This window comes from Erwinia sp. MYb375, from assembly GCF_037479175.1.
GTDB lineage: Bacteria > Pseudomonadota > Gammaproteobacteria > Enterobacterales > Enterobacteriaceae > Erwinia > Erwinia rhapontici.
Genome location: NZ_JBBGZS010000022.1, coordinates 48,337 through 68,047, shown reverse-complemented (window position 1 = coordinate 68,047; position 19,711 = coordinate 48,337). Strand labels below are relative to the sequence as shown.

The 19,711-nt window shown below is 55.9% G+C and carries 27 protein-coding genes; 1 reads left to right on the top strand and 26 read right to left on the bottom strand.

What is annotated here, in order from left to right; translation table 11 throughout:
* The 23 genes from pqqC to WH279_RS12240 all read right to left on the bottom strand — a co-directional run bounded on the left by pqqC (position 1) and on the right by WH279_RS12240 (position 15,026).
* Entirely contained in the window at positions 1 to 756 is a 756-nt protein-coding gene (pqqC, locus tag WH279_RS12350) for a pyrroloquinoline-quinone synthase PqqC (RefSeq protein WP_339456884.1), read from the bottom strand.
* Positions 753 to 1,664, bottom strand: a complete 912-nt coding sequence (gene pqqB / locus WH279_RS12345) for a pyrroloquinoline quinone biosynthesis protein PqqB (RefSeq protein ID WP_200641782.1) — start codon at positions 1,662 to 1,664, stop codon at positions 753 to 755. Before pqqB ends, pqqC begins: the two co-directional genes overlap by 4 nt.
* A gap of 233 nt (positions 1,665 to 1,897) precedes the next feature.
* Positions 1,898 to 1,969, bottom strand: coding sequence for a pyrroloquinoline quinone precursor peptide PqqA (pqqA, locus tag WH279_RS12340; RefSeq protein WP_072166356.1), 72 nt, complete (start codon positions 1,967 to 1,969; stop codon positions 1,898 to 1,900).
* Positions 1,970 to 2,149: 180 nt separating this feature from the next.
* The gene (locus tag WH279_RS12335; RefSeq protein ID WP_339456881.1) at positions 2,150 to 3,184 is read right to left on the bottom strand and encodes a dipeptidase; all 1,035 of its coding nucleotides are present in this window, start codon (positions 3,182 to 3,184) and stop codon (positions 2,150 to 2,152) included.
* A gap of 99 nt (positions 3,185 to 3,283) precedes the next feature.
* The gene (locus WH279_RS12330) at positions 3,284 to 3,502 is read right to left on the bottom strand and encodes an ogr/Delta-like zinc finger family protein (protein WP_133842455.1); all 219 of its coding nucleotides are present in this window, start codon (positions 3,500 to 3,502) and stop codon (positions 3,284 to 3,286) included.
* 102 nt (positions 3,503 to 3,604) lie between these two features.
* Positions 3,605 to 4,678 (bottom strand): contractile injection system protein, VgrG/Pvc8 family, encoded by a 1,074-nt coding sequence (locus WH279_RS12325; protein WP_339457081.1) that lies wholly within the window; start codon positions 4,676 to 4,678, stop codon positions 3,605 to 3,607.
* A complete protein-coding gene (locus WH279_RS12320; RefSeq protein WP_200641786.1) occupies positions 4,678 to 5,148 on the bottom strand; it encodes a phage tail protein in 471 nt (156 codons plus the stop codon). Before WH279_RS12320 ends, WH279_RS12325 begins: the two co-directional genes overlap by 1 nt.
* A gap of 6 nt (positions 5,149 to 5,154) precedes the next feature.
* Positions 5,155 to 6,639 carry a phage tail tape measure protein gene (locus WH279_RS12315; protein ID WP_339456877.1) on the bottom strand — a complete coding sequence of 495 codons (1,485 nt, stop codon included), beginning with the start codon at positions 6,637 to 6,639 and terminating at the stop codon, positions 5,155 to 5,157.
* 2 nt (positions 6,640 to 6,641) lie between these two features.
* On the bottom strand, positions 6,642 to 6,764 hold the full coding sequence (locus tag WH279_RS12310) for a GpE family phage tail protein (protein ID WP_339456875.1): 123 nt from the start codon (positions 6,762 to 6,764) through the stop codon (positions 6,642 to 6,644).
* A gap of 14 nt (positions 6,765 to 6,778) precedes the next feature.
* Positions 6,779 to 7,075, bottom strand: a complete 297-nt coding sequence (locus tag WH279_RS12305; RefSeq protein ID WP_133842460.1) for a phage tail assembly protein — start codon at positions 7,073 to 7,075, stop codon at positions 6,779 to 6,781.
* A gap of 165 nt (positions 7,076 to 7,240) precedes the next feature.
* Positions 7,241 to 7,750, bottom strand: a complete 510-nt coding sequence (locus WH279_RS12300) for a phage major tail tube protein (protein WP_200641789.1) — start codon at positions 7,748 to 7,750, stop codon at positions 7,241 to 7,243.
* A gap of 12 nt (positions 7,751 to 7,762) precedes the next feature.
* A complete protein-coding gene (locus WH279_RS12295; protein ID WP_200641790.1) occupies positions 7,763 to 8,932 on the bottom strand; it encodes a phage tail sheath protein in 1,170 nt (389 codons plus the stop codon).
* A 240-nt stretch (positions 8,933 to 9,172) separates the two neighbouring features.
* Positions 9,173 to 10,201 (bottom strand): phage tail protein, encoded by a 1,029-nt coding sequence (locus WH279_RS12290; RefSeq protein ID WP_339456870.1) that lies wholly within the window; start codon positions 10,199 to 10,201, stop codon positions 9,173 to 9,175.
* A gap of 10 nt (positions 10,202 to 10,211) precedes the next feature.
* Entirely contained in the window at positions 10,212 to 10,739 is a 528-nt protein-coding gene (locus tag WH279_RS12285) for a phage tail protein I (RefSeq protein WP_339456868.1), read from the bottom strand.
* Entirely contained in the window at positions 10,732 to 11,640 is a 909-nt protein-coding gene (locus WH279_RS12280) for a baseplate assembly protein (protein ID WP_339456866.1), read from the bottom strand. Before WH279_RS12280 ends, WH279_RS12285 begins: the two co-directional genes overlap by 8 nt.
* 2 nt (positions 11,641 to 11,642) lie before the next feature.
* Positions 11,643 to 11,990, bottom strand: coding sequence for a GPW/gp25 family protein (locus WH279_RS12275; protein WP_133842469.1), 348 nt, complete (start codon positions 11,988 to 11,990; stop codon positions 11,643 to 11,645).
* Complete coding sequence (locus tag WH279_RS12270) at positions 11,987 to 12,577, bottom strand: phage baseplate assembly protein V (protein ID WP_339456863.1); 591 nt, start codon at positions 12,575 to 12,577, stop codon at positions 11,987 to 11,989. The genes WH279_RS12275 and WH279_RS12270 overlap by 4 nt, the downstream gene beginning before the upstream one ends.
* A gap of 19 nt (positions 12,578 to 12,596) precedes the next feature.
* Positions 12,597 to 13,055: a phage tail protein gene (locus WH279_RS12265; RefSeq protein WP_212814533.1), complete on the bottom strand. Its 459-nt coding sequence runs from the start codon at positions 13,053 to 13,055 to the stop codon at positions 12,597 to 12,599.
* A complete protein-coding gene (gene lysC, locus WH279_RS12260) occupies positions 12,988 to 13,302 on the bottom strand; it encodes an Rz1-like lysis system protein LysC (RefSeq protein WP_339456861.1) in 315 nt (104 codons plus the stop codon). Before lysC ends, WH279_RS12265 begins: the two co-directional genes overlap by 68 nt.
* A gap of 273 nt (positions 13,303 to 13,575) precedes the next feature.
* Positions 13,576 to 14,085, bottom strand: coding sequence for a lysozyme (locus WH279_RS12255; RefSeq protein WP_200641796.1), 510 nt, complete (start codon positions 14,083 to 14,085; stop codon positions 13,576 to 13,578).
* The gene (locus tag WH279_RS12250) at positions 14,069 to 14,296 is read right to left on the bottom strand and encodes a hypothetical protein (protein ID WP_200641797.1); all 228 of its coding nucleotides are present in this window, start codon (positions 14,294 to 14,296) and stop codon (positions 14,069 to 14,071) included. Before WH279_RS12250 ends, WH279_RS12255 begins: the two co-directional genes overlap by 17 nt.
* Positions 14,297 to 14,299: 3 nt before the next feature.
* Positions 14,300 to 14,503, bottom strand: coding sequence for a tail protein X (locus WH279_RS12245; RefSeq protein WP_339456858.1), 204 nt, complete (start codon positions 14,501 to 14,503; stop codon positions 14,300 to 14,302).
* 334 nt (positions 14,504 to 14,837) lie between these two features.
* Entirely contained in the window at positions 14,838 to 15,026 is a 189-nt protein-coding gene (locus tag WH279_RS12240) for a hypothetical protein (protein ID WP_339456856.1), read from the bottom strand.
* A 467-nt stretch (positions 15,027 to 15,493) separates the two neighbouring features.
* Here WH279_RS12240 and WH279_RS12235 point away from each other — a divergent pair, with 467 nt between their 5' ends.
* Positions 15,494 to 16,102, top strand: a complete 609-nt coding sequence (locus WH279_RS12235; RefSeq protein WP_339456854.1) for a phage repressor protein CI — start codon at positions 15,494 to 15,496, stop codon at positions 16,100 to 16,102.
* A gap of 57 nt (positions 16,103 to 16,159) precedes the next feature.
* Here the strand turns inward: WH279_RS12235 and WH279_RS12230 are convergent, their stop codons facing one another.
* The 3 genes from WH279_RS12230 to idnR form a co-directional block, all read right to left on the bottom strand.
* Positions 16,160 to 17,638, bottom strand: a complete 1,479-nt coding sequence (locus tag WH279_RS12230) for a SulP family inorganic anion transporter (protein ID WP_339456852.1) — start codon at positions 17,636 to 17,638, stop codon at positions 16,160 to 16,162.
* Complete coding sequence (locus WH279_RS12225) at positions 17,635 to 18,303, bottom strand: carbonic anhydrase (protein WP_339456850.1); 669 nt, start codon at positions 18,301 to 18,303, stop codon at positions 17,635 to 17,637. The genes WH279_RS12230 and WH279_RS12225 overlap by 4 nt, the downstream gene beginning before the upstream one ends.
* A 397-nt stretch (positions 18,304 to 18,700) precedes the next feature.
* Positions 18,701 to 19,696 (bottom strand): DNA-binding transcriptional regulator IdnR, encoded by a 996-nt coding sequence (gene idnR, locus WH279_RS12220; RefSeq protein WP_200641801.1) that lies wholly within the window; start codon positions 19,694 to 19,696, stop codon positions 18,701 to 18,703.
* Between the last annotated feature and the right edge of the window lie 15 nt (positions 19,697 to 19,711).

The window sequence follows — 19,711 nt, the reverse complement described above, 5'->3', positions numbered from 1 at the left end:
TCACAGCAGTTTTCCTTTATGCCAGACCGGCTGATCCGTCACCGTGTGGTATGGCGGGCGGTTAAGGGCGTAAGCCATGGTCATGGCGTCCAGCATGCTCCACAGAATATCGAGTTTGAACTGCAGGATTTCCAGCATACGTTGCTGTTTTTCCACGGTGTCGCAGTATTCCAGCGCCAGTTGCAGACCATGCTCCACGTCGCGGCGCGCCTGGCTGAGTCGGCCACGGAAATAACCGTAACCCTCTTCTTCAATCCAGGTGTAATGCTGCGGCCAGCTGTCCAGGCGCGACTGGTGGATCTGTGGGGCAAAGAGTTCGGTCAGTGAGCTACAGGCCGCCTCCTGCCAAACGGCGCGGCGGGCGAAACTCACATAGGCATCAACGGCAAAGCGCACGCCGGGCAGTACCATTTGTTCAGACAGCAACACATCGCGATCAAGGCCAACCGCCTCTCCCAGCCGCAGCCAGGCTTCGATACCGCCATCGCTGTCACCCTGACCATCATGGTCAAGGATGCGCTGTACCCATTTACGTCGGGTTAGCGGGTCCGGGCAGTTCGCCATAATCGCCGCATCTTTCAGCGGAATGCTGGTCTGGTAGTAAAAGCGGTTCGCTACCCAGCCCTGGATCTGCTCACGCGTTGCTTCGCCGTTATGCATGGCGATATGGAACGGGTGGTGGATATGGTAATAAGGACCGCGATCGCGCAGCGCCTGTTCAAACTGTTCCGGGGTCATCAACGTCGGATTGGTCATAGGTCAATACTCATGCCGTCATAACTGACCTCAATGCCACGCCGGGTCAGCGCCTGGCGCTCAGCGGAGGACTCATCAAGGATCGGGTTGGTGTTGTTAATATGGATCAGGATTTTACGCTTCGCAGGCAGCTCGCTGAGTACTGCCATCAGCCCCTGCTCTTCGCCCAGCGCCAGATGGCCCATATCACGGCCGGTATTACGCCCGACGCCGGTGGTGGCCAGCTCGTTGTCCTGCCACAGCGTGCCGTCGATCAGCAGGCAGTCGGCCTGCGCCATCAACGCCAGCAGCGCGGCATCCGGTTCACCCAGGCCTGGCGCATACAGCAGTTTGCTGCCAGTGGTGGTGTTTTCAATCATCAGCGCAATATTGTGCCCAGGCAGCGGTCGCCCGCGATACGGCGAATACGGCGGCGCATTGCTGAGGATCGGGATCGCGGTAAAACGCAGTGCCGGGCAGACGGCCACGGAAAAGGGTTCCGCGGGCTGGATGGCGTGATGCACTAATCCACCGTTCCAGTGCTTCAGCATGGTAAAGATCGGGAAGCCACTGGTCAGATCCGCATGCACTTCCGGGGTACACCACACGGAATGCGGGCAGCCTTCACGCAGGTTCAGCAAGCCGGTGCAGTGATCGATCTGGCTATCGGTAAGGATAATCGAGCCGATCGCCGTACCGCGCAATACGCCCTGTTTATGCAGCTCAGGGTTGGCCGCAATCTGGTGGCAGATATCAGGCGAGGCATTACACAGCACCCAGTCGGTGCCGTTATCACTGACCGCAATCGAGGATTGGGTACGTGCGGTGGCCGGAACGCTACCGTCACGGACACCCTGGCAGTTGGGACAATGACAGTTCCACTGCGGGAAACCGCCGCCTGCCGCAGAGCCGAGGACTTTGATTTTCATGGGTAAACCGGGAGAAGGAATAAAAATGCCTGCTACAGCGCAGGCATCCACATTACTTGCCTGAATCGTTCGAGTTACAGTTGCAGCTCAAAGTATGATGACCAGGCATTAGCCTAAATAATTCGAGTTGCAGCAAGGCGGCAAGTGTGAGAATCCCCGGGAGCTTACTCAGGTAAGTGACCGGGGTGAGCACACGCAGCCAACGCAGTTGCAGCTTGAAGTATGACGGCTAATTAGCGGTTTGAGATGTATAAGGTTACTTCTAAGCCCAGACGCATATCGATAAAGGTCGGTTTAGTCCACATAGTGATATCCTCAAGGTGTTTAAAAAACAGGCGATATACTCCAGTTTCGTAGAGTAATCGGCATGTTGTCAAATTACAGGAATTTGGCGGCACAGATGTTGCGCCTATGATAAATCGATATCAACCCTAAAATCTGCACGGTTTATGCTGTTTTGAACTATTTGGTTCAAAAATCAGGCGTTATTCTTTCCAGGTTTTTCGCAAGACCCGCAGCCAGTTAGCGCGACACAGCTTATTCAGCAGCGCATCGTCATAGCCCGCATGACGCAGTGCGGCCAGCAGACGCGGCAGCCCGGTAACGTCACCCAGATCATCGGCCAGGTTGATACCGTCAAAATCAGAACCAAAGGCGACACGGTCCTCCCCCAGTTTCTCCAGCAGGTAATCCAGGTGTTGCACCATGACGCTGAGCGGCATATCGCCGTCACGTTTGCCATCGCTGCGCAGAAAAGAGGTACCGAAATTCAGCCCGACCAGTCCGTCGCTGTCGGCAATCGCGGCCAGCTGCGCATCCGTCAGATTACGTGGCTGAGGGCATAAGGCGTGCACGTTGGAATGGCTGGCGACCAGCGGTGCCGTACTCAGCCGCGCCGTTTGCCAGAAGGCTTTTTCGTTCATATGCGACAGATCGATCATCAGCCCACGCTGGTTGCAGGCCCGGATCAACCGCTCTCCGGCGTCAGTCAGCCCTGCTCCGGTATCCGGCGAGCCAGGGAAGCTGCCGTTAATGCCCACGCCAAAACGGTTAGGCAGATTCCAGAACGGCCCGATGCTGCGCAATCCGGCCTGCTGCCAGCGATCCAACTGGCTTAAGTCATCATCCAGCGCTTCCGCCCCTTCAATATGCATCACCATCGCCAGCACGCCGCTGGCGATACAGTGTTCAATCTCGCTGACGCTGCGGCAGATTTTTGCCTGGCCTGCCGACTGTGCTTCCAGCTGCTGCAAAATCGCCATCTGCTGTTCGGTGATCGCCAGCGGGTCATGCACCTCCGCCTGGCGCGTGGGAAATTTCGCCACGTAGTCAGCGGGGGGCACAAAGACGGCAAACAGCCCACCCGAAAAACCGCCCTCACGCATCCGCGCCAGGTCGAGATGCCCGCTCAGTCGCTGATGCAGAAAGGCCGCAGCCGGGTTTTCAGGGTGGTGCAACCACAGGTGCAGCAGCAGATCGTTATGGCCGTCAAAGATGGGAGTCGGAGAAGTGTGTGTCATGGGGGCGCCAGCGATGTCAGGAAGACAGATGATGATAGCGCAGATTAGCCGGAACAGGGGAATGCAAAACCAGGGCGGGCGCGAACCCGCCGCTGGCGGTTAACTTCCAAGACGGCTGGTGCGGGTTTTCACCGGCGCCACAGGCGGCGGCGTGGCCTCCAGCGGGCGGGCAACAATCCCGGTGATACTCTCCATCGACTTGAAGGTGCAACTACAGTTCAGGTTCTGGCACTGATGATAACGCTCCTTGGTTTCGCTGCTGAGAATACGGCTGGAACGGGCATGGCTGTTATGTTGGCAAATCGGGCATGGCATCATGGTTGACCTCCAATGGTCATCAGTTAAACTCACACATTGTGAATAAAACCAATTATATTCACTTTAAGTGAATCATCAAGTGGTTTTTTCACTTTGTGAGAATTAATCCAGTTCCTTTTTCGCCACCACAGAGTCCTTCAACACAATCTCGAGTTCTACTTTTGACGTAAACCCTCCTCCAGAATTAATCGTATGAGCCACACTGGATATAATCCATTTGTGCTTATCAATCAATTCCTTGAACCCGGAAACCTCTATCAGCATTTCCGGGGTCAACTCTGGCCTCCCCATTGCCAGCCCAAAACTTAGCGTCGCACTCATTCTCTGATTCTTTTTCCATTCCGCTGTTGCCGCATTTACGGCCTCCCCTTCGGTGGTAAACAAGGTTCCCAGCTCAAGGTAACGCGATCCGGCTGTCTCAAAAATAGTACCAGGCGGGTCTAACTCTGCCCTGACTAATACCCGTCCAGAGTTGGCTTTGTCCAGACGCAACCAGCGCGCCTTTACTCCGATATTGTTCATATCCCCTGTATATGAGAATGAATGCGCATCTCCATCGCGGCGACGAATAGTGGCTTCGGGTAAAGGGTCACCTTTCGCCGTTGTTCCCTTACCCGGTATCAGCAACAAGACTTTGCCATTTTTGATTGTCGCCACCGCGCCGTAAGACACCGCCAGCCGGGCAAGAAACTGGAGATCGTTTTCATTTGTCTGATCGAGATGTTCGATATGGGTTGCCGCCAAATTGTTGGGCAATGACGCTCCCAGCTTATTGCGTTCGGCGATACGCTTTACAATCTCGCCCAGCGTCATCCGGTCATAGGATTCCGATCGGCTCTCTTTCAGGACATCGCTCAAGTCAGCACTAAACCCGCTCAAGGCAAGCTTGTCAGGGGAGCCTGTATGAGTGACTGTTTGAATAATGAATTTCCCTTTATCAAAAAGCGCCATCCCCTGCCAGCCGATAGAGATCTGCAATATACTCCCCCGCTGCGGCAGGATGATTTTTCCATCGCTGTCATCAAGCTCCATTGTGAAAGTATCCAGCTCCATGCCGCGTTTATCCGTGATTGTCATGCCCATTAAACGGGATCGGAAGTTGCTGGTGATATCAATATCATCGAGTTTTATCTGATAATCGGGCCCCATCTGTGCACCAATATTTATGGCATCCATCACAGGCTCTCCAGCAGTTTAGAGGCGTTATTACCCACCTTATTGATCACCTCTTCCGCCTGCTGTTTCAGGTCACCGAACATCTCCAACAGCGATGGGTCCACGCGCTTAAGCGTGATATCGAAGCTAATTTTACGTGCAGTACCGTTCTGAAGGAGATCGCTGTGCGTGCCGTTCACACTGGTAATCACAAACATCCCGTAGGGGATGCCGTTGCCACTCAATAAAGGCCAGGCACGTCCTTGCGTTGCCATGATATTCAACGCAAAGAGTGAAGCCACTCCTCCGGTGATTTCCGGACGCAATTCACCTGACAGCGTAATCGTCTCATCCCCCACGCCGAGAAACTGCTGTGACTGACGCGTGCCAATGCGGCTGCCGCTGGCCCAGCGATAATCACTGGTTTGCTTCATTGTCTGATAGGGCAGTGTTCGCCGTTCAAAGACCATCATGCCTAAAATCATCATCATGGTTTATTACCTCCACACGCTGCTGCGCTGTTTCAAGTCGGCGTTAAACTGTTCCTGCTGTCTGTTTTTTTCCATAATCGCCAGCACATCAGCCTGGCTCATGCCGTCATGGGTGTTGATCACATAGCTGCTGTTAAAGGTGCTCTGCTGGCTGTTACTGGTGCTGGCCACCGTGAGGGGTTGATAGCGGGCACCGCCAAAGGCGACAGAAGCAGGAGTATCCGGCGCAGCAAAGTCTGCGCCCCCCAGAGCGACCGAGGGACGTTGTGCAGACGGATCGTCATTCAGCGAGACTTTGGCATCGGATGATTTTTTATCGACGACCCCGAGTTTTTCCAGCATCCACACCACGCCACTGGTTAGCGAGTTAAGGATTTTTGTCGGCAGAATGAAAGCAGATGCCAGCACCTTCCCCACCACTTCGCCGACGAATCCGACTTTGTTCAGAGTCTCCCCTGTCAGAGTAACCGGCTCCAGGAGCTTCCAGAAAGCATCGTACATTCCTTTAAGTAGGCTGCTGACGTTGTCAAAGAGCGGTCCGACCGGGGTAAACATCTCAGTGATGGGACCCAGGGTCTCACTCATCCCTTTCACCAGGCCAGCAAAGAAGGCACTGATCGGCTCCCAATAGTAATAAACCGCCATCGCTGCACCAGCAATCGCAGCAATCACAATCCCTATGGGCAACGTGATCGCCCCCAGCGCCGCAACAATCGCCCCGCCAGCAAAAGTAAACACGCTACTTAGAATCCCGGCACCCGCCATCAACAGATTCAGGCCACTGAGTACCGGCACCACCACGGAACCGATCCCGCCGAGTGCGGCAATCAGCAGCCCGCCCCCCGCCACCAGTTGGGTGATCCCGCCCGCCAGCGTGGGGTTGTCCTGGATCCATTGATCAACGCCGGTTAACAGCCCGGTGGCGGTCTGCGTCAGGGAACGCAGCGTACCGTCCAGTTGGGTAAACACTGTCAGGCTGATGCTGTCGATCGCCGCATTAAGCTGGCCGATATCCCCTGCCAGATTATCAGCCTGCGGTACTACAGCGGCTCCTGACGCTGCACTCACCGGTGCAGTACCGGCAGTCGCCTGTTCATAGCCCGGTTTCAGCAGCTTTGCACCAAAGGAGGCAACGCCCATTGCCCGGCTGCTGACGCTGCTGACTTTGTCCACGACCGCCTGCCCGGCCTGATAGCGCTGACCGACATTATCCAAGCCTTTGCTTAGCGTCTGCCGCCGTGCACTGGCCTGCTGACGCCGTTCGTCTGTCCGCTGACGGGCGATCTGCTGCAACCGCTCCTCACTCAGCTTCAGCCCCTCTTTACGATGGCGCTGGTTGACCTCATCACTTAACGTGGCCGCCTTAAGGGCGATACGCTGCTGAAACATCGCATTACCGAGGGATTTGGTCTCCCCCGGCAGATCATTGAGGAACAAATTCGACCGGATCACCGCTTTGCGCAGGCCGTCCAGACCAAGGTTAATACTCATAGTTATTCTCCACTCTGCATGCCGCTGCGCACGATCGCCTTATGCCGCCAGTCGATCAGTTCCGCCAGCGACATGGGGTTCATTTCTGATGGCGGCCAGTGAAAAATGGTCGCAATGTCGGCCATCAGATCATCCACCGTCAGGTCGTCGGGCCAGCGGACGTGTCCGGCTTCGCGGATAAAAAACCGATCACCCTGCCACCGAGTTCGATCAGATCGACCGGGTCCAGATTCAGGCATTCAGATTTGGTCAGGTTCGGCAGGGTGATGCGTGGCAGCACGGTGATCAGTGCCTCAACGTCCGATCCGGCCAGATCCACCAGCCGGGTTCCGCGCAGTGCACCGGCGTTGGGTTTGGTCACCTCAACGCTGGTAATCAGGGTTTCACCACGGGCAATGGGGGTCACCAGGGTGACCAGGTTGTCTTGCTGTTGCATGGACTTTCCTTACGTTTAGAGAGAATGCGGGTCGGGCATGCCCGACCCCTACGAATTGCCGATGTGGGGCGGGCAGGCCCAACCCCTGCGAATTGCCGATGTGGGGCGGGCAGGCCCAACCCCTGCGAATTGCCGATGTGGGGCGGGCAGGCCCGTCCCTGCGGATTACGCCAGACCGATGTTCTGACGGTGCTGCGCCAGACGATCGACGCCGTTCACGATCTCAACCATATTGATGGTGTCAATTTCGATCAGCGCTTTACCGTTCCAGGTCAGCTTGTAATAAGTGCATTTGGTGGTGATTTTGGTTTCAGTCTCTTCACCCTGCTTGCTCTCACCGAAGTCGAACTGCTGGTGCTTACCGCGCAGCTCCACCTCAACCGCCACCGTTTCATCGGTGTCGTCACGCTGATAAGAGCCCATAAAACGCAGCGGCACCGTTGCTCCGCCCCACTGGCTGAGAATGCGGTCATCCAGCCCGGCAATGGTCCATTCCAGATCCAGCGCATCGTCTTCCAGACCGTTATCAATGTGCGCCACGCCGTTCATACCGCCGCCGCGATACGGGTCGAGTTTGCGTGCCAGTTTTGGCAGCGTCAGCGAGGTCACCACACCCTGGTAGCTGTTGGCATCGTTAAACAAATTCAGGTATTTCAGTTTTTTTGGCAGTGCCATAAGAGTGTCTCCTTAGCTGTTGACGGAAGCGGCAAAGTTCGCCAGATAGCTGTCAGTAATGCGCTGGCGCAGCGTCATATCTTCCAGCGGCGGCACCGGGGTGTAGTCGTAGTCGATAAACAGTTTGCCCGCCTTCAGGGTTTCCTGGGTGTTGGCGCTTTCGTCGTACCAGCAGTTGGCACCCAGCAGATAGCCGGCGTTAATCAGCTCGCGGAATTTGGCATTGATGCCAGCGATAATGTCGCGCACCAGCGTCGGTGACAGCGGTTTATCGTTGGCCCACATGTGCGCATCGGCCATCGTGTCAGCAATCACCTGCGCCGAGCGGGTGTAGTTTTCAAAGGCAAACAGCGGGTCATCGCTACAGGTGCGGTTGCCCCAGAAGCGGAAACCGTCTTTGCGGATCAGCGTGGTGACGCAGGCTTCGTTCAGCAGATCGGCATCGGTCCCTTCCTGTTGCAGGTCCCAGAATACCGAGGCGGAGACGCCCGTTACGCCGTTAACGCCAACGTTGGACAGGGTTTTATGCCAGCCGGTGTCATTGTCGATTTTGGCGCGCAGGCCCAGCGCACGTGCGGTGGCATAAGCGGTATCCGCCGCGCTGGTCGTGGTGTTCCAGGCCACAAAGTCCGGCCAGATCACCATCAGCTCACGCTGGCTGAAGTTCTCGCGATAAGCGATCGCCTCGGTAATGGTTTTGCAGCCATACGCCGAGATATAGCCGAAGGCGCGCAGCTGCTGGCAGACCGCTGCCAGTGCGGTAGACACTTCAAGAGAGTCATGGCCCGGTACACCGAGGATGCGCGGCTTAACGCCGAGATCGGTCTGCGCACTGAGCAGGGCTTTCATGCCGGTATAGCGGCCGTTGGCATCGCTGCCGCCGATGATATTGCTGGTGGTCTCGGCAGCGTCTTTACCTTCTGCAACGCGAACGACCACGGTGACCGGTTTGCTCTGGTCCGCAATGGCACGCAGCGACTGTGCCAGCGTACCTTTGGTACCGGCTTTGCCCACGGCTGCCAGTACATCGGTGATCAACACCGCGGTATTCAGCGGGAAGGTGGTGGCATCGGCATCTTCTGCGGTACAGATCATGCCGACAATGGAAGTGGAAACCGTTGAGATACTGCGGGTTCCGTCATTCACTTCTACGACGCGGACGCCGTGGTGATAATTAGCCATCTTTATTGCACTCCGTTGTTGGGGTGAGGTCATGATGACAAGAATTTAATATGCAGGCATGCGATGGGCGTTGTGGGGAGTAAGGGACAACGTGGAATTTAAAAGTCATTAAAAAACAGAAATTTATATGGATAAGAAAATAAATAAAGATCTGCTTTTACATGCCAAAAACCAATAAAAAGGCTCCCCTGAGTTGCCAGCAGGGGAGCCGTATTTAAATAACACGTTTTAGGTAAGAGATTATGCGCTGCGGTACCAGCCCATCAGTTTAATAAATGAGTTAGTAACATTAAACTCTAGTCCCGAACCCATAATTTCTGTATTACCCGAAAATGTGTGATCATGATCACCACTATTTGACGTATTTCCTGTCCAGGATTTAGATGCATCAAAATTAAAGCCATCAGAATTACTCGAAATACTTGCAACGCCATCCAATCCTGATCTGTAAGCGCTAAATGCGCCTGTTGCCCTCCCACCACCAACTTTAGTTAGCTGATTTGCTTCAATATTCCCCGTAATATTCATTGTGCCGCGTGTATGAGTATGCCCCCCGTTTGATGATGTTCTGCCGGATAAGCCCAATGAAAGTGACGGTAAATGATTCTTTTCAATCTGATAAATATCCTTACCCCCGATTGTCATCACATCGCTGCCGTCCGCTTTCGCTAACCGGATAGTTTTATTCTCACCGATAGAGTTCCAGGTCGTATTGGGGAACAGGGTGTTCGGGTTTTTATTCTGCGCAAACCAGGTGACGATGCCGACAGGATAAATCTCATCAACAACATTTCGTGCAGCAACCTGCTGATTCACATACTCTTCTGTCGCGAAAACCAGGCTGTCATCCAGCGTCAGTGCTATCGCCTCGCTTCCGCTAACGGCGATCACCATGCGCAGGGTTTGCGTACGGCCAGACCCCTCTTCCAGCGCAGGCTTATAGGTTTCTGCCATATTACACACCGCCAGCAGCGTACCGTCCCCCGCCAGCAGCCCCAGCTCACGCATCCAGAAACCACCTGCGCTGGCAGGGATGATCACCTCCGTCACCAGCCAGTTTTTGTGCGTCTTATCGACTTTGACCGAGTTAACCGCCTTGCGATATACCTCATGGACCAGCGTCGTCTGGCTGGAGCTCGGTGTGGTGGGCTGGCCGTTGCCATCCCCCACGACCATGGTTTTGATATCGACCTGAGTGCCGCCCTGCATCGCAGCGGCGATGCGTGCTTGCCCTGCCGTTGTTACGACAGACTTATATTTTACAGCCATTTAAAACCTCTCAAGCGGGAAAAATAGTGACCGTTTCAGCGTCATACTGCACGGCGCCTGTCCAGACGATGCCCTGAATATCCTGGGTGATCGTCAGGGCGGTTAAGTGACGGCTGACTGCTTTTGCATCTGCGATCAGTCGTTCCATCTCGTTAAACATGGCTTCATCAATGCCGGAATCCAGCACGCCGATATCCAGGCGAAACGTGCCGGGTGGCTCACTGGTTTGCCACCATTCATGCACGTTGATCACATACCCCAGCGGTTCCACCACGCGTCGGATCGCAGCGATAGTGCCTTTACGACGGTGAACGAACTGCGAGGCGGCAACCACCGCGCGCTTCGTCTCCTCCGGCCAGGTTTGATCCCAGCGATCAACTGACCAGGCCCAGGCCAGGTAGGGCAACAGCGCGACCGGGCAGGTTTGCGGGTTCCACAACGTGCGCAGCGGCACCGGCAGCTGCTGGAGGCTGGCGCAGGCTTCTGCGGCCGCGACTTCCAGCGCAGACGATCCGACAGGCAGCAGACGATCACTCATCGGAACCTCCCACGCTGATCGCACGCCCGGTGCACCAGCCCGCCTGGGTTTTATCCAGCACCACATCCTGCGCGGGCTGGGCCAGTTCCACACGCTGAACCCCTTCCACATGCAGGGCGGCGAACAGGGCTGAGCGGCGGATATCACGTCCCAGCCGGCTTTGTGCGGTGACAAAGGCGGCAAGCCGTGCTTCCGCTGCGGCGCGGATCGGCTCGGCCTCCGGGCCGGGGTAGAGGAACAGCGTGGCATCAACGCTGTATTCAACGATGTTGGCGGACTGCACGCTGACGCGATCGGCCACCGGGCGCACATTCTCATCGTTGAGGGCAATATTGACCACGGACAGCAGCGCGGCACTGGCCTCCCCACGCCCTTCACGCGACAGCACGGTGATCAGCACTTCCGCCGGAGCCGGGCTGGTGGCGCTCACGTCAGCAATTCGGCCATCAGCACTGCGGGCATGGTATTCATAAGCCCCCGCCGGCCCCGCCACACTCAGCCCTTCAAAGGCCTGAGCAATGCGCAGACGGAAGTCCTCATCCTTTTCCATCACCGCAGCAGTCGGCGGCAGCGTGCTGCTGTCAGCCGGGCTCAGCACCAGGCGGGTCACGCCGTTGTTCATTCCCAGCTGATCGAGATCGCCTCCGGTAGCCCAGGCCACCATCGTGGCTTTGGCGGCTTCATTGATGCGCTGTCGCAGGATCAGCTCGCGGTAGGTGTTCTCCTGCAACAGCTTGACGATGGGCTCTGACTCAAGCTCAAGGGTCCGGGTTATCGCCGCCTGCTGGTCGGCCGGATAAAGCGCCACCAGCGCGGCCTTGCGCGCCTGCAACAACGTTTCAAAATCCAGCGCCTCAACAACGTTCGGCGCAGGTAGCTGACTTAAATCAATCGTGGCCATAATCATTCACTCACTGGAATGGAAAGAGAAAAAGGGGACTGGCTGAGGCTGCCCTGCAGCGCCACCACCATGCTGCCGTCGAATCCGGGCTGGTAGCTGATGCTGTCCAGCGCAATGCGTGGCTCCCACTGCAATAACGCCACATAGCAGGCCGACATAATTTGCAGGCGCAGTGCCTCGTTTTGTGGCTGGTCGATCAACATCGACAACAACGATCCATAGTTGCGGCGCATCACCCTGCTGCCCTGAGGCGTGAGCAAAATGTCGCGTACCGACTGACGGATATGATCCCGATCCGTCAGGGCCAGACCGCTGTCACGTTGCATACCGAGATAGTTTTCTGTACTCATTGCGGCCCCGCTGTTTTGCTGCCGCCACTTTCCACACCCGCGTGGACGTGACTGTGAACGACAATGCCGTTAGACGACAGGCTGCCCCCGCTGTGGCTGATATTGCCCTTCAGGGTGCCTCCCCCGGTCAGTTCAAACGTCGCAGCTTTCAGCTGCTGCGTGCACTCCACCAGCGGCGCATCGAGGGTGATGCTGACCGCCGCCGTGATACGCGCAGACTGAATGCCACTGGCCGTCAGTGTCCCGCTTTCCGGTTCATAGGCCAGTTGCGCGCCATCGGGAAACGTCCAGTGCACCGCATTCTGTGAGGCCGAAGGGGCTGGAAAGGCATCCGAAAAAATGCCCGCCAGCACAAAGGCGGTGTTCAGCTCTCCCCCCAGAGCGAGCAGAAGTACCTGCTCCCCGGGAGAGGGGGCATGCCAACTGCGGACCTGCCCAGCACTCCCGCTTAACCAGGGCAGCCAGGCGGTGAGGTTGCCTTCACTTTGCACCCGACAGCGTGCCCGGACGGTATCCACCTCGCTGACGGTGCCAATGCGCAGCAGGTTGTGCAGCTGGCGCCGGGTTTCACTGACAAATTCATTCATAACGCTCTCCTCCGTCATCTCAGATAGCGGGCCATTCACTGACCAGTTGTTGGTTGATATAAAGTTTCCAGGGGCGGGAAACGGCTTCCGGCGGCAGCGGTTCCGGGACGTGCGTGACGTGCAGCGCCCCGTCGTCTTCGCTGACCAGCACCCGCTCGGTCAGCAGGATCACCACGGTGAAATCGCCGTTGGTAGTGCTGCTGAACACCATGCCGTTCTCGCGCCTCGCAGGGGTGGTCATCAGGTCAGGCTGGTTCTCCCGCAGCCACAGCAGCAGGGCTACCACCAGAGGGTCGATGTCACCACCGGACTCGCTGAGGGTGATGCGTAACGGGTACTGATATTCAAAACTCAGTGAGGCGGCGGGCGTGCAGGCCACCACGCCCTGTTCCAGCGCGATTGTCAGCCGTTCAGGGTGATCCTTGAGTTGCGGTACGCGGGCCAGTAACGCCTCGCGTAGCTGGTTGGGCTTTAACATCATGTTGCTCCTGACACTGTTTAAGGGTTTCGACTTGCAGGCCGCACGTCAGCAGTGCCTGCTCCAGCTGGCGGATCGTGTTCAACAGATCCCCCTGTGTTGCCGGCTGACTGGCCGGGATCGAACAGCTGCTGACGATCGGACAACCACGCCAGATAATCGTTGGGGGTGGCGAAAGCGGGATGCTGCTGCAACCGGATAATGCCGTCAGGCAAAGCAGCATCGCTCCAGCGTTGAAGTGCTTCATTGCTGCGTATGATCCTCTGATCGTTAAGTTGTTGTTTCATTGTGAGATCGCGTGCGCTCAGGAGTGACTGACGCAGCGTGCGTTCTGCCTCGGCCTGGCGGGCGATCTCGCCCTGTAGCTGTGTGATCACCTCATCGCGTTGGATCATTCCGGTGGTGAGCTGCGCATTCGTCCGTTGCAGCGCAATCTGCTCGCTGTGCAGGTGCCCCATATAAAGGGCTGCGCCGCCCAGCATCCCCATCAGTAGCAGGAGCAAAGTCATCCACAGCCGATTCATTGCGCCCCCTTCAGGCACAGGGCGCGCTCTGCCGTTCGCCGCGTCTCAATACCCTTATTGCGTACCCCCTTCACATAGACCCAGCGCATCAGTTGATCGCAGGCCGCCGCCCACTGTTGTTGATTGATCAGCCGGGCGTAAGTCGAGCGGCAAACGGCGCCCACACCGACGTTAAACGCGAAAGAGACCGTGGCGTCATACACCCCCTGCGGCATGGCAACGGGCATACAGCGTGCAATACCGCTTTCCACTCGCTGTACGTCATCAATCAGATTTATCGCGATCTGCCGTTCATTCACCTCCGTGGTCGGTATAACGCCCCGGGTATGTCCAATCCCGTTAGTCCAGACGCCTGCGCTGCACTGATACGGCGAGGTACGGCAACCTTCGGCGTTGGCCAGCAGCAGTAATCCTTCGCTGGAGATGGTCAGCGTGGAAAAGGAGGGCAGTGAGATCGCCAGTGCCATCACCACCAGCACCGCACACTTCTTAGCTGTTGAATTCATCCACATTCCTGCCCGTTTGCCGCTGTTGCATCAGCCGCCAGGCCTTACGGCGGTAATGCCAGTTGATAAAGAAATTCGCGATGTTGATGCCCAGCGTGAAGACCGCCACCAGCGCCCCCACCATAAAAGCGATGTCCTGCACCGTGTGGCGCCCTGACCACATCATGATCGCGCTGACCAGGTACCCAATCAGGGAGCTGTTTTTTTCCATCAGTCAGCTCCACAGATTCAGCGTTTCATGCGTGGCTGACAGTGAAAGCGTTGGAAGTTCTACCGGATAGCCATGAGGCAACCGTGCCCCCCGTTCAGCCAGCCCGGGGTTGGCAGCGTAAACCTGTTCCACGACCTGCCGCGTACGGCCATAGTGGCGAAAACAGATCTCATCAACGCTGTCGTCCTGCAGGGCATAAATTTTCATGTTTCACTCCCCCGTAACGGGTATTGCGATAATAGAAACGGCAAAGCGTGGGAACGGTCACCTCACCGCAATCTCACTCTGCCGGGTAAGCACAATCAGTGTGCGTTTTCGACGATCGCGGCTCAATCCGGGGCTGTTGTAGGGAGGGTGTGACAACGCAAGGGCATCAGGCAGATGTGGTGAGTCGCCTCTGAGCGGCGAAAAAAAGGCAAAAAAAACCCCCAAACGGGGGCATCAGCAGAACATCGCGCAGAGGGGGTGGGATCTGTTCCGGGTACGCGAGGGCCTGCACCCGCGGGGAACAACGTGTACCCGCCAGGCTGTCAGGAAGGCGTTAGCACTCTGGCGGCGGAGAAAAAACGACCGAAAACTGCGTGTTTTTGAGCTCGACGCCACCGGCAATATCGGCAATCAAATGCAGTGCTATCTCGCGGTCACGCTCCCGGCAGGTGCCTTCAGAGGTTAATCTTGCTATCAGTTCTACGCGTTCCAGAATGACGCGTTCAGCTAATTCTTTATCCACAACTCCCCCTCCATATAACTGTACATACATACAGTATCATAGCGCTTAACAATAAGAAAAGTTTTTTGCTTGAACCGCAGATAATCTTTATCATCATGATAATTATCACATTATTACTATTGCTCTAAAGAAGAAACCTGCCATCGCTTGCCGTGTTTATTTCTGGTCTGCACGCCCGCCATGGGGGTTTCAGCGTATAAAAATGAGGTTCATATGGGCGAAATAAATTAGCGTTGCTCACGTTATACGCGCGCGAACGGGCTGCTGATCTTCGGATGAACTCGCCTATTCACTAAAGATGAATGTGAGAGCCGTACTGACAAAGACAGCGGGTTTACAGGTTGTAAAAACACCCATCATCGGGCAAAATCTTTGATAATTGATGTGCTCGCCGTCCTGATGTGCCCATAAAGCTACAATTCAAATTGCACACTCCCCAAAAAATGAAATAAACCAGGAGTTTGAGCGTGAGCCTAAAAATCGATTTTCAAAGCGGTGCAAAAGAGGTGCTGGATCGCGTGCTCCAGGCCTACGGCTTTACCACGAAACTGGCGCTGGCTGAGCATTTAGGGATTGCCAGCAGCAGCCTGGCGAATCGCTATTCGCGCGGTTATTTCCCCTCAGATATTGTCATCCGTTGCATGGCCGATACGCAGGCCTCACTGCAGTGGCTGGCAACCGGAGAGGGTGAGCAGCCAGGCCCGGCAGAAAACCGCACGCCGCCCTCGCAAAACGGAAATACCCACACGCTTGCCCGTCAACGCCTGGACGCCGGAAAGCTGACAACGCTCACCAGCATCGTCGTCGACGCGGCGTTCTTTGAGGCCTGGCCCTGCGCCATTGAACAGCCGCTGGTGATTGTTGAAGGCAACCAGCAGTTTATTGCTGAGCAGGCATTCAGTGAGATCCTGGATGGTGACTGGCTGGTGTCGCTGGAAGGCCAGGTGAGTATTCGCAGCCTGACGCGTATTCCTCCTGGACGCGTGCGCGTTGCTAACGGTCAGCAGCAGTTTGAATGCGCCCTGAATGAGCTGGTCCCGCTGGCCCGCATCGTGATTGCCTGCATGCCGGTGTAAGCAGGCCAGCCGCAAAAAAGGCCACCTCCTGTGGCCTTGTCAGCTAAGTGATGCGGATTACGCCAGTTTCACCGGCCACTGATTCAGCTGGATCCCCCGTTTTTTCGCCCCCTCGCCGAAGTCCTGTAATATCGCTTTCACATCAGGATCGATGTATTCGGCATTATCGTGGTCCACAATCACCACGCTGTTCTCCGGGATCTGCGCCAGCAGGCCTTTGAGGCGCGGATTATGCATAAAGGTCAGGTTCTGCTGAAAACGCAGCACATAATGATCGTCATAGCGCGTCAGCAACATCGCATTACGATGGCTTTTATAGATGCTGAACAGGATCTGCGTCGCCAGACCAATGCCAATCCCCGCCAGCATCCCGAAAATCAGAATACCCCCGATGGTCGCCATAAACGGCACCCACTGCGGCGCTCCCTGGCGGATTTGTGACACAAACAGCCCCGGCGTAGCCAGCTTATAGCCGGTATACAGCAGCACCGCCGCAAGGCTTGCCAGCGGGATCGCATTCAGCAATCCGCTGAACCACAAGCCGCACACCAGCAGCAGCACACCGTGAATCAATATGGACAGTTTACTGCGAGCGCCCGCGCTGACGTTGACCGAACTGCGCACGATAACGGCAGTGATCGGCAGCCCCCCCATAAAACCGGACAGCAGGTTACCGATACCCTGAGCACGCATCTCCTTATCGGGAGAGGGGGCCGGGGTTTGCGTACGCAGTTTCTTCAGCGCTTCCTGACTAAGCAGGGTTTCCAGGCTGGCGACAATCGCCAACGTGGCGGCAACGATATAGACCGCCGGGTTCTGCCACGCCAGCCAGTCCGGCCGCTCCAGCTCCCCGGTTAACGTGGCAAAACTGTCAAAGGCGGGCAGCGAGATGCGAGGCAGATGGCTGGCGATATCCGGGAAAAAACGCCCTCCAAGCACCGTCGCCAGACAGCCGAGCAGCACCGCTACCAGCGGGCCAGGCATCCATCCCAGCCAGCGATTCCGCTTGATAGCAGGCGTGGTCCACAGCCCGAGCACCAGTAGTCCGGCAAATGATACCGCTACCGCAGGAAGTGACACATTGATCGCCCCCTCATGCAGCAGTGATGACCAGCCCTCTTCACCCGCCGCACCCAGCGCAACCGGAATTTGCTGAATAATCAGCAGGATACCAATTGCGGCCAGCATCCCTTTGATCACGCTTCCCGGCACCAGCGAGATAAAACGCCCGGCACGCAATGCGCCCAGCAAAAACTGCAATACGCCAGCGATCATCAATGCCAGCAGCAGCGCGGAGAACGATCCCAGGGTCTCGATAGCCCCCGTCACAATGGTCACCAGGCCCGCCGCAGGGCCACTGACCGCAAATTTCGACGGGCTGAAGGTGGTGACCACCAGACCACCGATAACACCCGTCAGCAGCCCGACAAAGGGTGGCAATCCGCTGGCCTGAGCAATCCCGAGGCACAGCGGTAGCGCCACGAGGAAAACCACCAGCCCCGCTGGAATATCCTGACGTAAGGTATTCAGATTCATACGCTGCCCTCTTCTGCCTGCTGGATTAACTCTTTCAAATGCCCGCTGTGCAGATCGTACACACAGCCGAACACATCCAGCGCCACGCCATCACGCCAGGCTTTCAGCACCGGGGCGGTTTTTACTAAGTGGCTGAACTGTGTCAGAACATTGGCTTCCACCAGCCGGTTCAGATGATCCCCCGGCAGTTCTTCTGCACTCAGTGGCGCAAGTTCGGAGGCGATGCCGTGGCGCAGCTGAGTGATGCGCCGCGCCAGCGCTGAGTTTTCATCCCCCAGCGGAATATCCGGCAGCGTCAGCGCCGCCTGCACGCCGCCGCAGCCGTAGTGACCACAGAGAACAATGTGTGAAACCTTCAGATATTCAATCGCATACTGCAATACGCTCATAAAGTTGTCGTCATTGCTGACCACCATATTGGCAATGTTGCGATGGACGAACAGCTCGCCCGGGTGGGCGCCGGTCAGCACCTCCGCCGGTACACGGCTGTCAGAGCAGCCGATCCACAAAGAGTGAGGCTGCTGCCCGTCCACATTTTGCCGGAAATAGTGCGGATCACGTTGGCGTCGCTGTAAAGCCCAACTGCGGTTTTTAGCTAACAGGGGTTTGAGGGTCGTCAAAATAGAATCTCTCTTCCGGGGAAAATGTGAAATAAGTTCTAACATCTTAGTTAACCGGAAGTGATTAAGATTAATCTTAAGTGATAATAAATAACCGAAATGTAATGTTAATTAAATGTGCTTTATTAAATTGAGTTAAACAGGCATGGAAATAAAATAAGACAAACTTATTGATGAATGAAATCATTGATAATAAACAAAAAAATATAGCCATTTATCATATAGATAACACGAACAATAAAGGAGCGAAATAAAATAAACCAGGAAACACATGTCTATTTTAAAAACGTAAATCTCTTTATGTAACTAATAAAAGCAACGCTAACTCAGAAGAGGGGAAGAAGGAATACTTATCTCCCTGCTTCAACTCTATTTATTAATTAGTGACGTGATTTATCAATTACTGTCAGCAAAGTTGATTTTATTTAATCAGATTTACACTTCAGATCGTTTCACCCATAAATATCTGGTAACTCAGGTCCACCGAGTCGGCCGAAAAACGGCTGTCGCCAATCTTTTTCAACAACAGCTCGGCCGCGGTATACCCAATGGCGTAACGCGGGGTAATCACACTGGCCATTGTCGGGTACATTTCGCGGCTGATATCCAGCCCGTGGAATCCGGCAATCGCAATGCGGCCCGGAACGGCGATGCCGTGGCGCTGGCAGTGCAGTAATGCACCGAGTGAAAGGTCGTCGTTAGTACAGAAAATCGCATCGAGGTCAGGGAACTGCTCCAGCGCGCTGGCCAGCATCGCCGCGCCCAGTTTCTGCGATGAGATAGCCTTCGGGTTGACCCGATTCCCACTGCCACCGCGCTCCTCCATCGCCTGACAGTAGCCGCGATAGCGAAACTCATCACGCCGATCGTCCTGGGAACCGAAGTAAATCACCCGTTTACGCCCCTGATCGAGCAGCGTGCGCGTCATATCGTAGCCTGCACTGAAGTTGTTAAACCCCACCTGCATATCCAGGCAACTGCCCTGGGTATCCATCACTTCGACAATCGGAATCTGTGCCGCCCGCAGGTACTTCACCGCACGCAGGGTATGGTCCTTTTCACTGAGGATAATGCCATCAATGTTGTACGAGAGCAGATTGATGATCTGCTCCTCTTCGGCCTGTTTGTCGTAGTTGTAGTTGGCGATCAGTGTCTGGTAGCGCCCTTCTTTGGTGGCCGCCTCTATCCCGCTGAGGAGATCGGCAAAGATCTGGTTTTTAAACGAGGGGATCAGTACGCCCAGGGTGTAACTCTTCGAACTGAGGAGCATCTCCGGCGCACGATTGGGAATGTAGTTAATCTCTTCGATAATTTGCGCGATTTTCGCCCCGGTTTCCGGCGACACGCGATCGGGTGTACGCAGGTAGCGGCTGACCGTCATTTTCGTGACGCCAGCCAGCGTGGCGATGTCCTGGAGCGAGATACGGTGCGCGCGCATTGGGGGTTCCATTTA

Coding starts and splice junctions, on each gene's coding strand:
- WH279_RS12225 (WP_339456850.1), bottom strand. CDS start 18,303: ATGTTAGAACTTATTTCACATTTTCCCCGGAAGAGAGATTCTATTTTG.
- WH279_RS12265 (WP_212814533.1), bottom strand. CDS start 13,055: ATGTTAAAGCCCAACCAGCTACGCGAGGCGTTACTGGCCCGCGTACCG.
- WH279_RS12310 (WP_339456875.1), bottom strand. CDS start 6,764: ATGGCCGACATTGCGACCATTTTTCACTGGCCGCCATCAGAAATGAAC.
- WH279_RS12315 (WP_339456877.1), bottom strand. CDS start 6,639: ATGAGTATTAACCTTGGTCTGGACGGCCTGCGCAAAGCGGTGATCCGG.
- WH279_RS12250 (WP_200641797.1), bottom strand. CDS start 14,296: ATGGAAAAAAACAGCTCCCTGATTGGGTACCTGGTCAGCGCGATCATG.
- WH279_RS12280 (WP_339456866.1), bottom strand. CDS start 11,640: ATGGCCACGATTGATTTAAGTCAGCTACCTGCGCCGAACGTTGTTGAG.
- WH279_RS12295 (WP_200641790.1), bottom strand. CDS start 8,932: ATGGCTAATTATCACCACGGCGTCCGCGTCGTAGAAGTGAATGACGGA.
- WH279_RS12230 (WP_339456852.1), bottom strand. CDS start 17,638: ATGAATCTGAATACCTTACGTCAGGATATTCCAGCGGGGCTGGTGGTT.
- pqqB (WP_200641782.1), bottom strand. CDS start 1,664: ATGAAAATCAAAGTCCTCGGCTCTGCGGCAGGCGGCGGTTTCCCGCAG.
- lysC (WP_339456861.1), bottom strand. CDS start 13,302: ATGAAGCACTTCAACGCTGGAGCGATGCTGCTTTGCCTGACGGCATTA.
- WH279_RS12245 (WP_339456858.1), bottom strand. CDS start 14,503: ATGAAAATTTATGCCCTGCAGGACGACAGCGTTGATGAGATCTGTTTT.
- WH279_RS12335 (WP_339456881.1), bottom strand. CDS start 3,184: ATGACACACACTTCTCCGACTCCCATCTTTGACGGCCATAACGATCTG.
- WH279_RS12255 (WP_200641796.1), bottom strand. CDS start 14,085: ATGAATTCAACAGCTAAGAAGTGTGCGGTGCTGGTGGTGATGGCACTG.
- WH279_RS12320 (WP_200641786.1), bottom strand. CDS start 5,148: ATGATGATGATTTTAGGCATGATGGTCTTTGAACGGCGAACACTGCCC.
- WH279_RS12300 (WP_200641789.1), bottom strand. CDS start 7,750: ATGGCACTGCCAAAAAAACTGAAATACCTGAATTTGTTTAACGATGCC.
- WH279_RS12285 (WP_339456868.1), bottom strand. CDS start 10,739: ATGAGTGATCGTCTGCTGCCTGTCGGATCGTCTGCGCTGGAAGTCGCG.
- WH279_RS12270 (WP_339456863.1), bottom strand. CDS start 12,577: ATGAATGAATTTGTCAGTGAAACCCGGCGCCAGCTGCACAACCTGCTG.
- WH279_RS12290 (WP_339456870.1), bottom strand. CDS start 10,201: ATGGCTGTAAAATATAAGTCTGTCGTAACAACGGCAGGGCAAGCACGC.
- WH279_RS12305 (WP_133842460.1), bottom strand. CDS start 7,075: ATGCAACAGCAAGACAACCTGGTCACCCTGGTGACCCCCATTGCCCGT.
- WH279_RS12275 (WP_133842469.1), bottom strand. CDS start 11,990: ATGAGTACAGAAAACTATCTCGGTATGCAACGTGACAGCGGTCTGGCC.
- idnR (WP_200641801.1), bottom strand. CDS start 19,696: ATGCGCGCGCACCGTATCTCGCTCCAGGACATCGCCACGCTGGCTGGC.
- WH279_RS12330 (WP_133842455.1), bottom strand. CDS start 3,502: ATGATGCCATGCCCGATTTGCCAACATAACAGCCATGCCCGTTCCAGC.
- WH279_RS12325 (WP_339457081.1), bottom strand. CDS start 4,678: ATGGATGCCATAAATATTGGTGCACAGATGGGGCCCGATTATCAGATA.
- pqqC (WP_339456884.1), bottom strand. CDS start 756: ATGACCAATCCGACGTTGATGACCCCGGAACAGTTTGAACAGGCGCTG.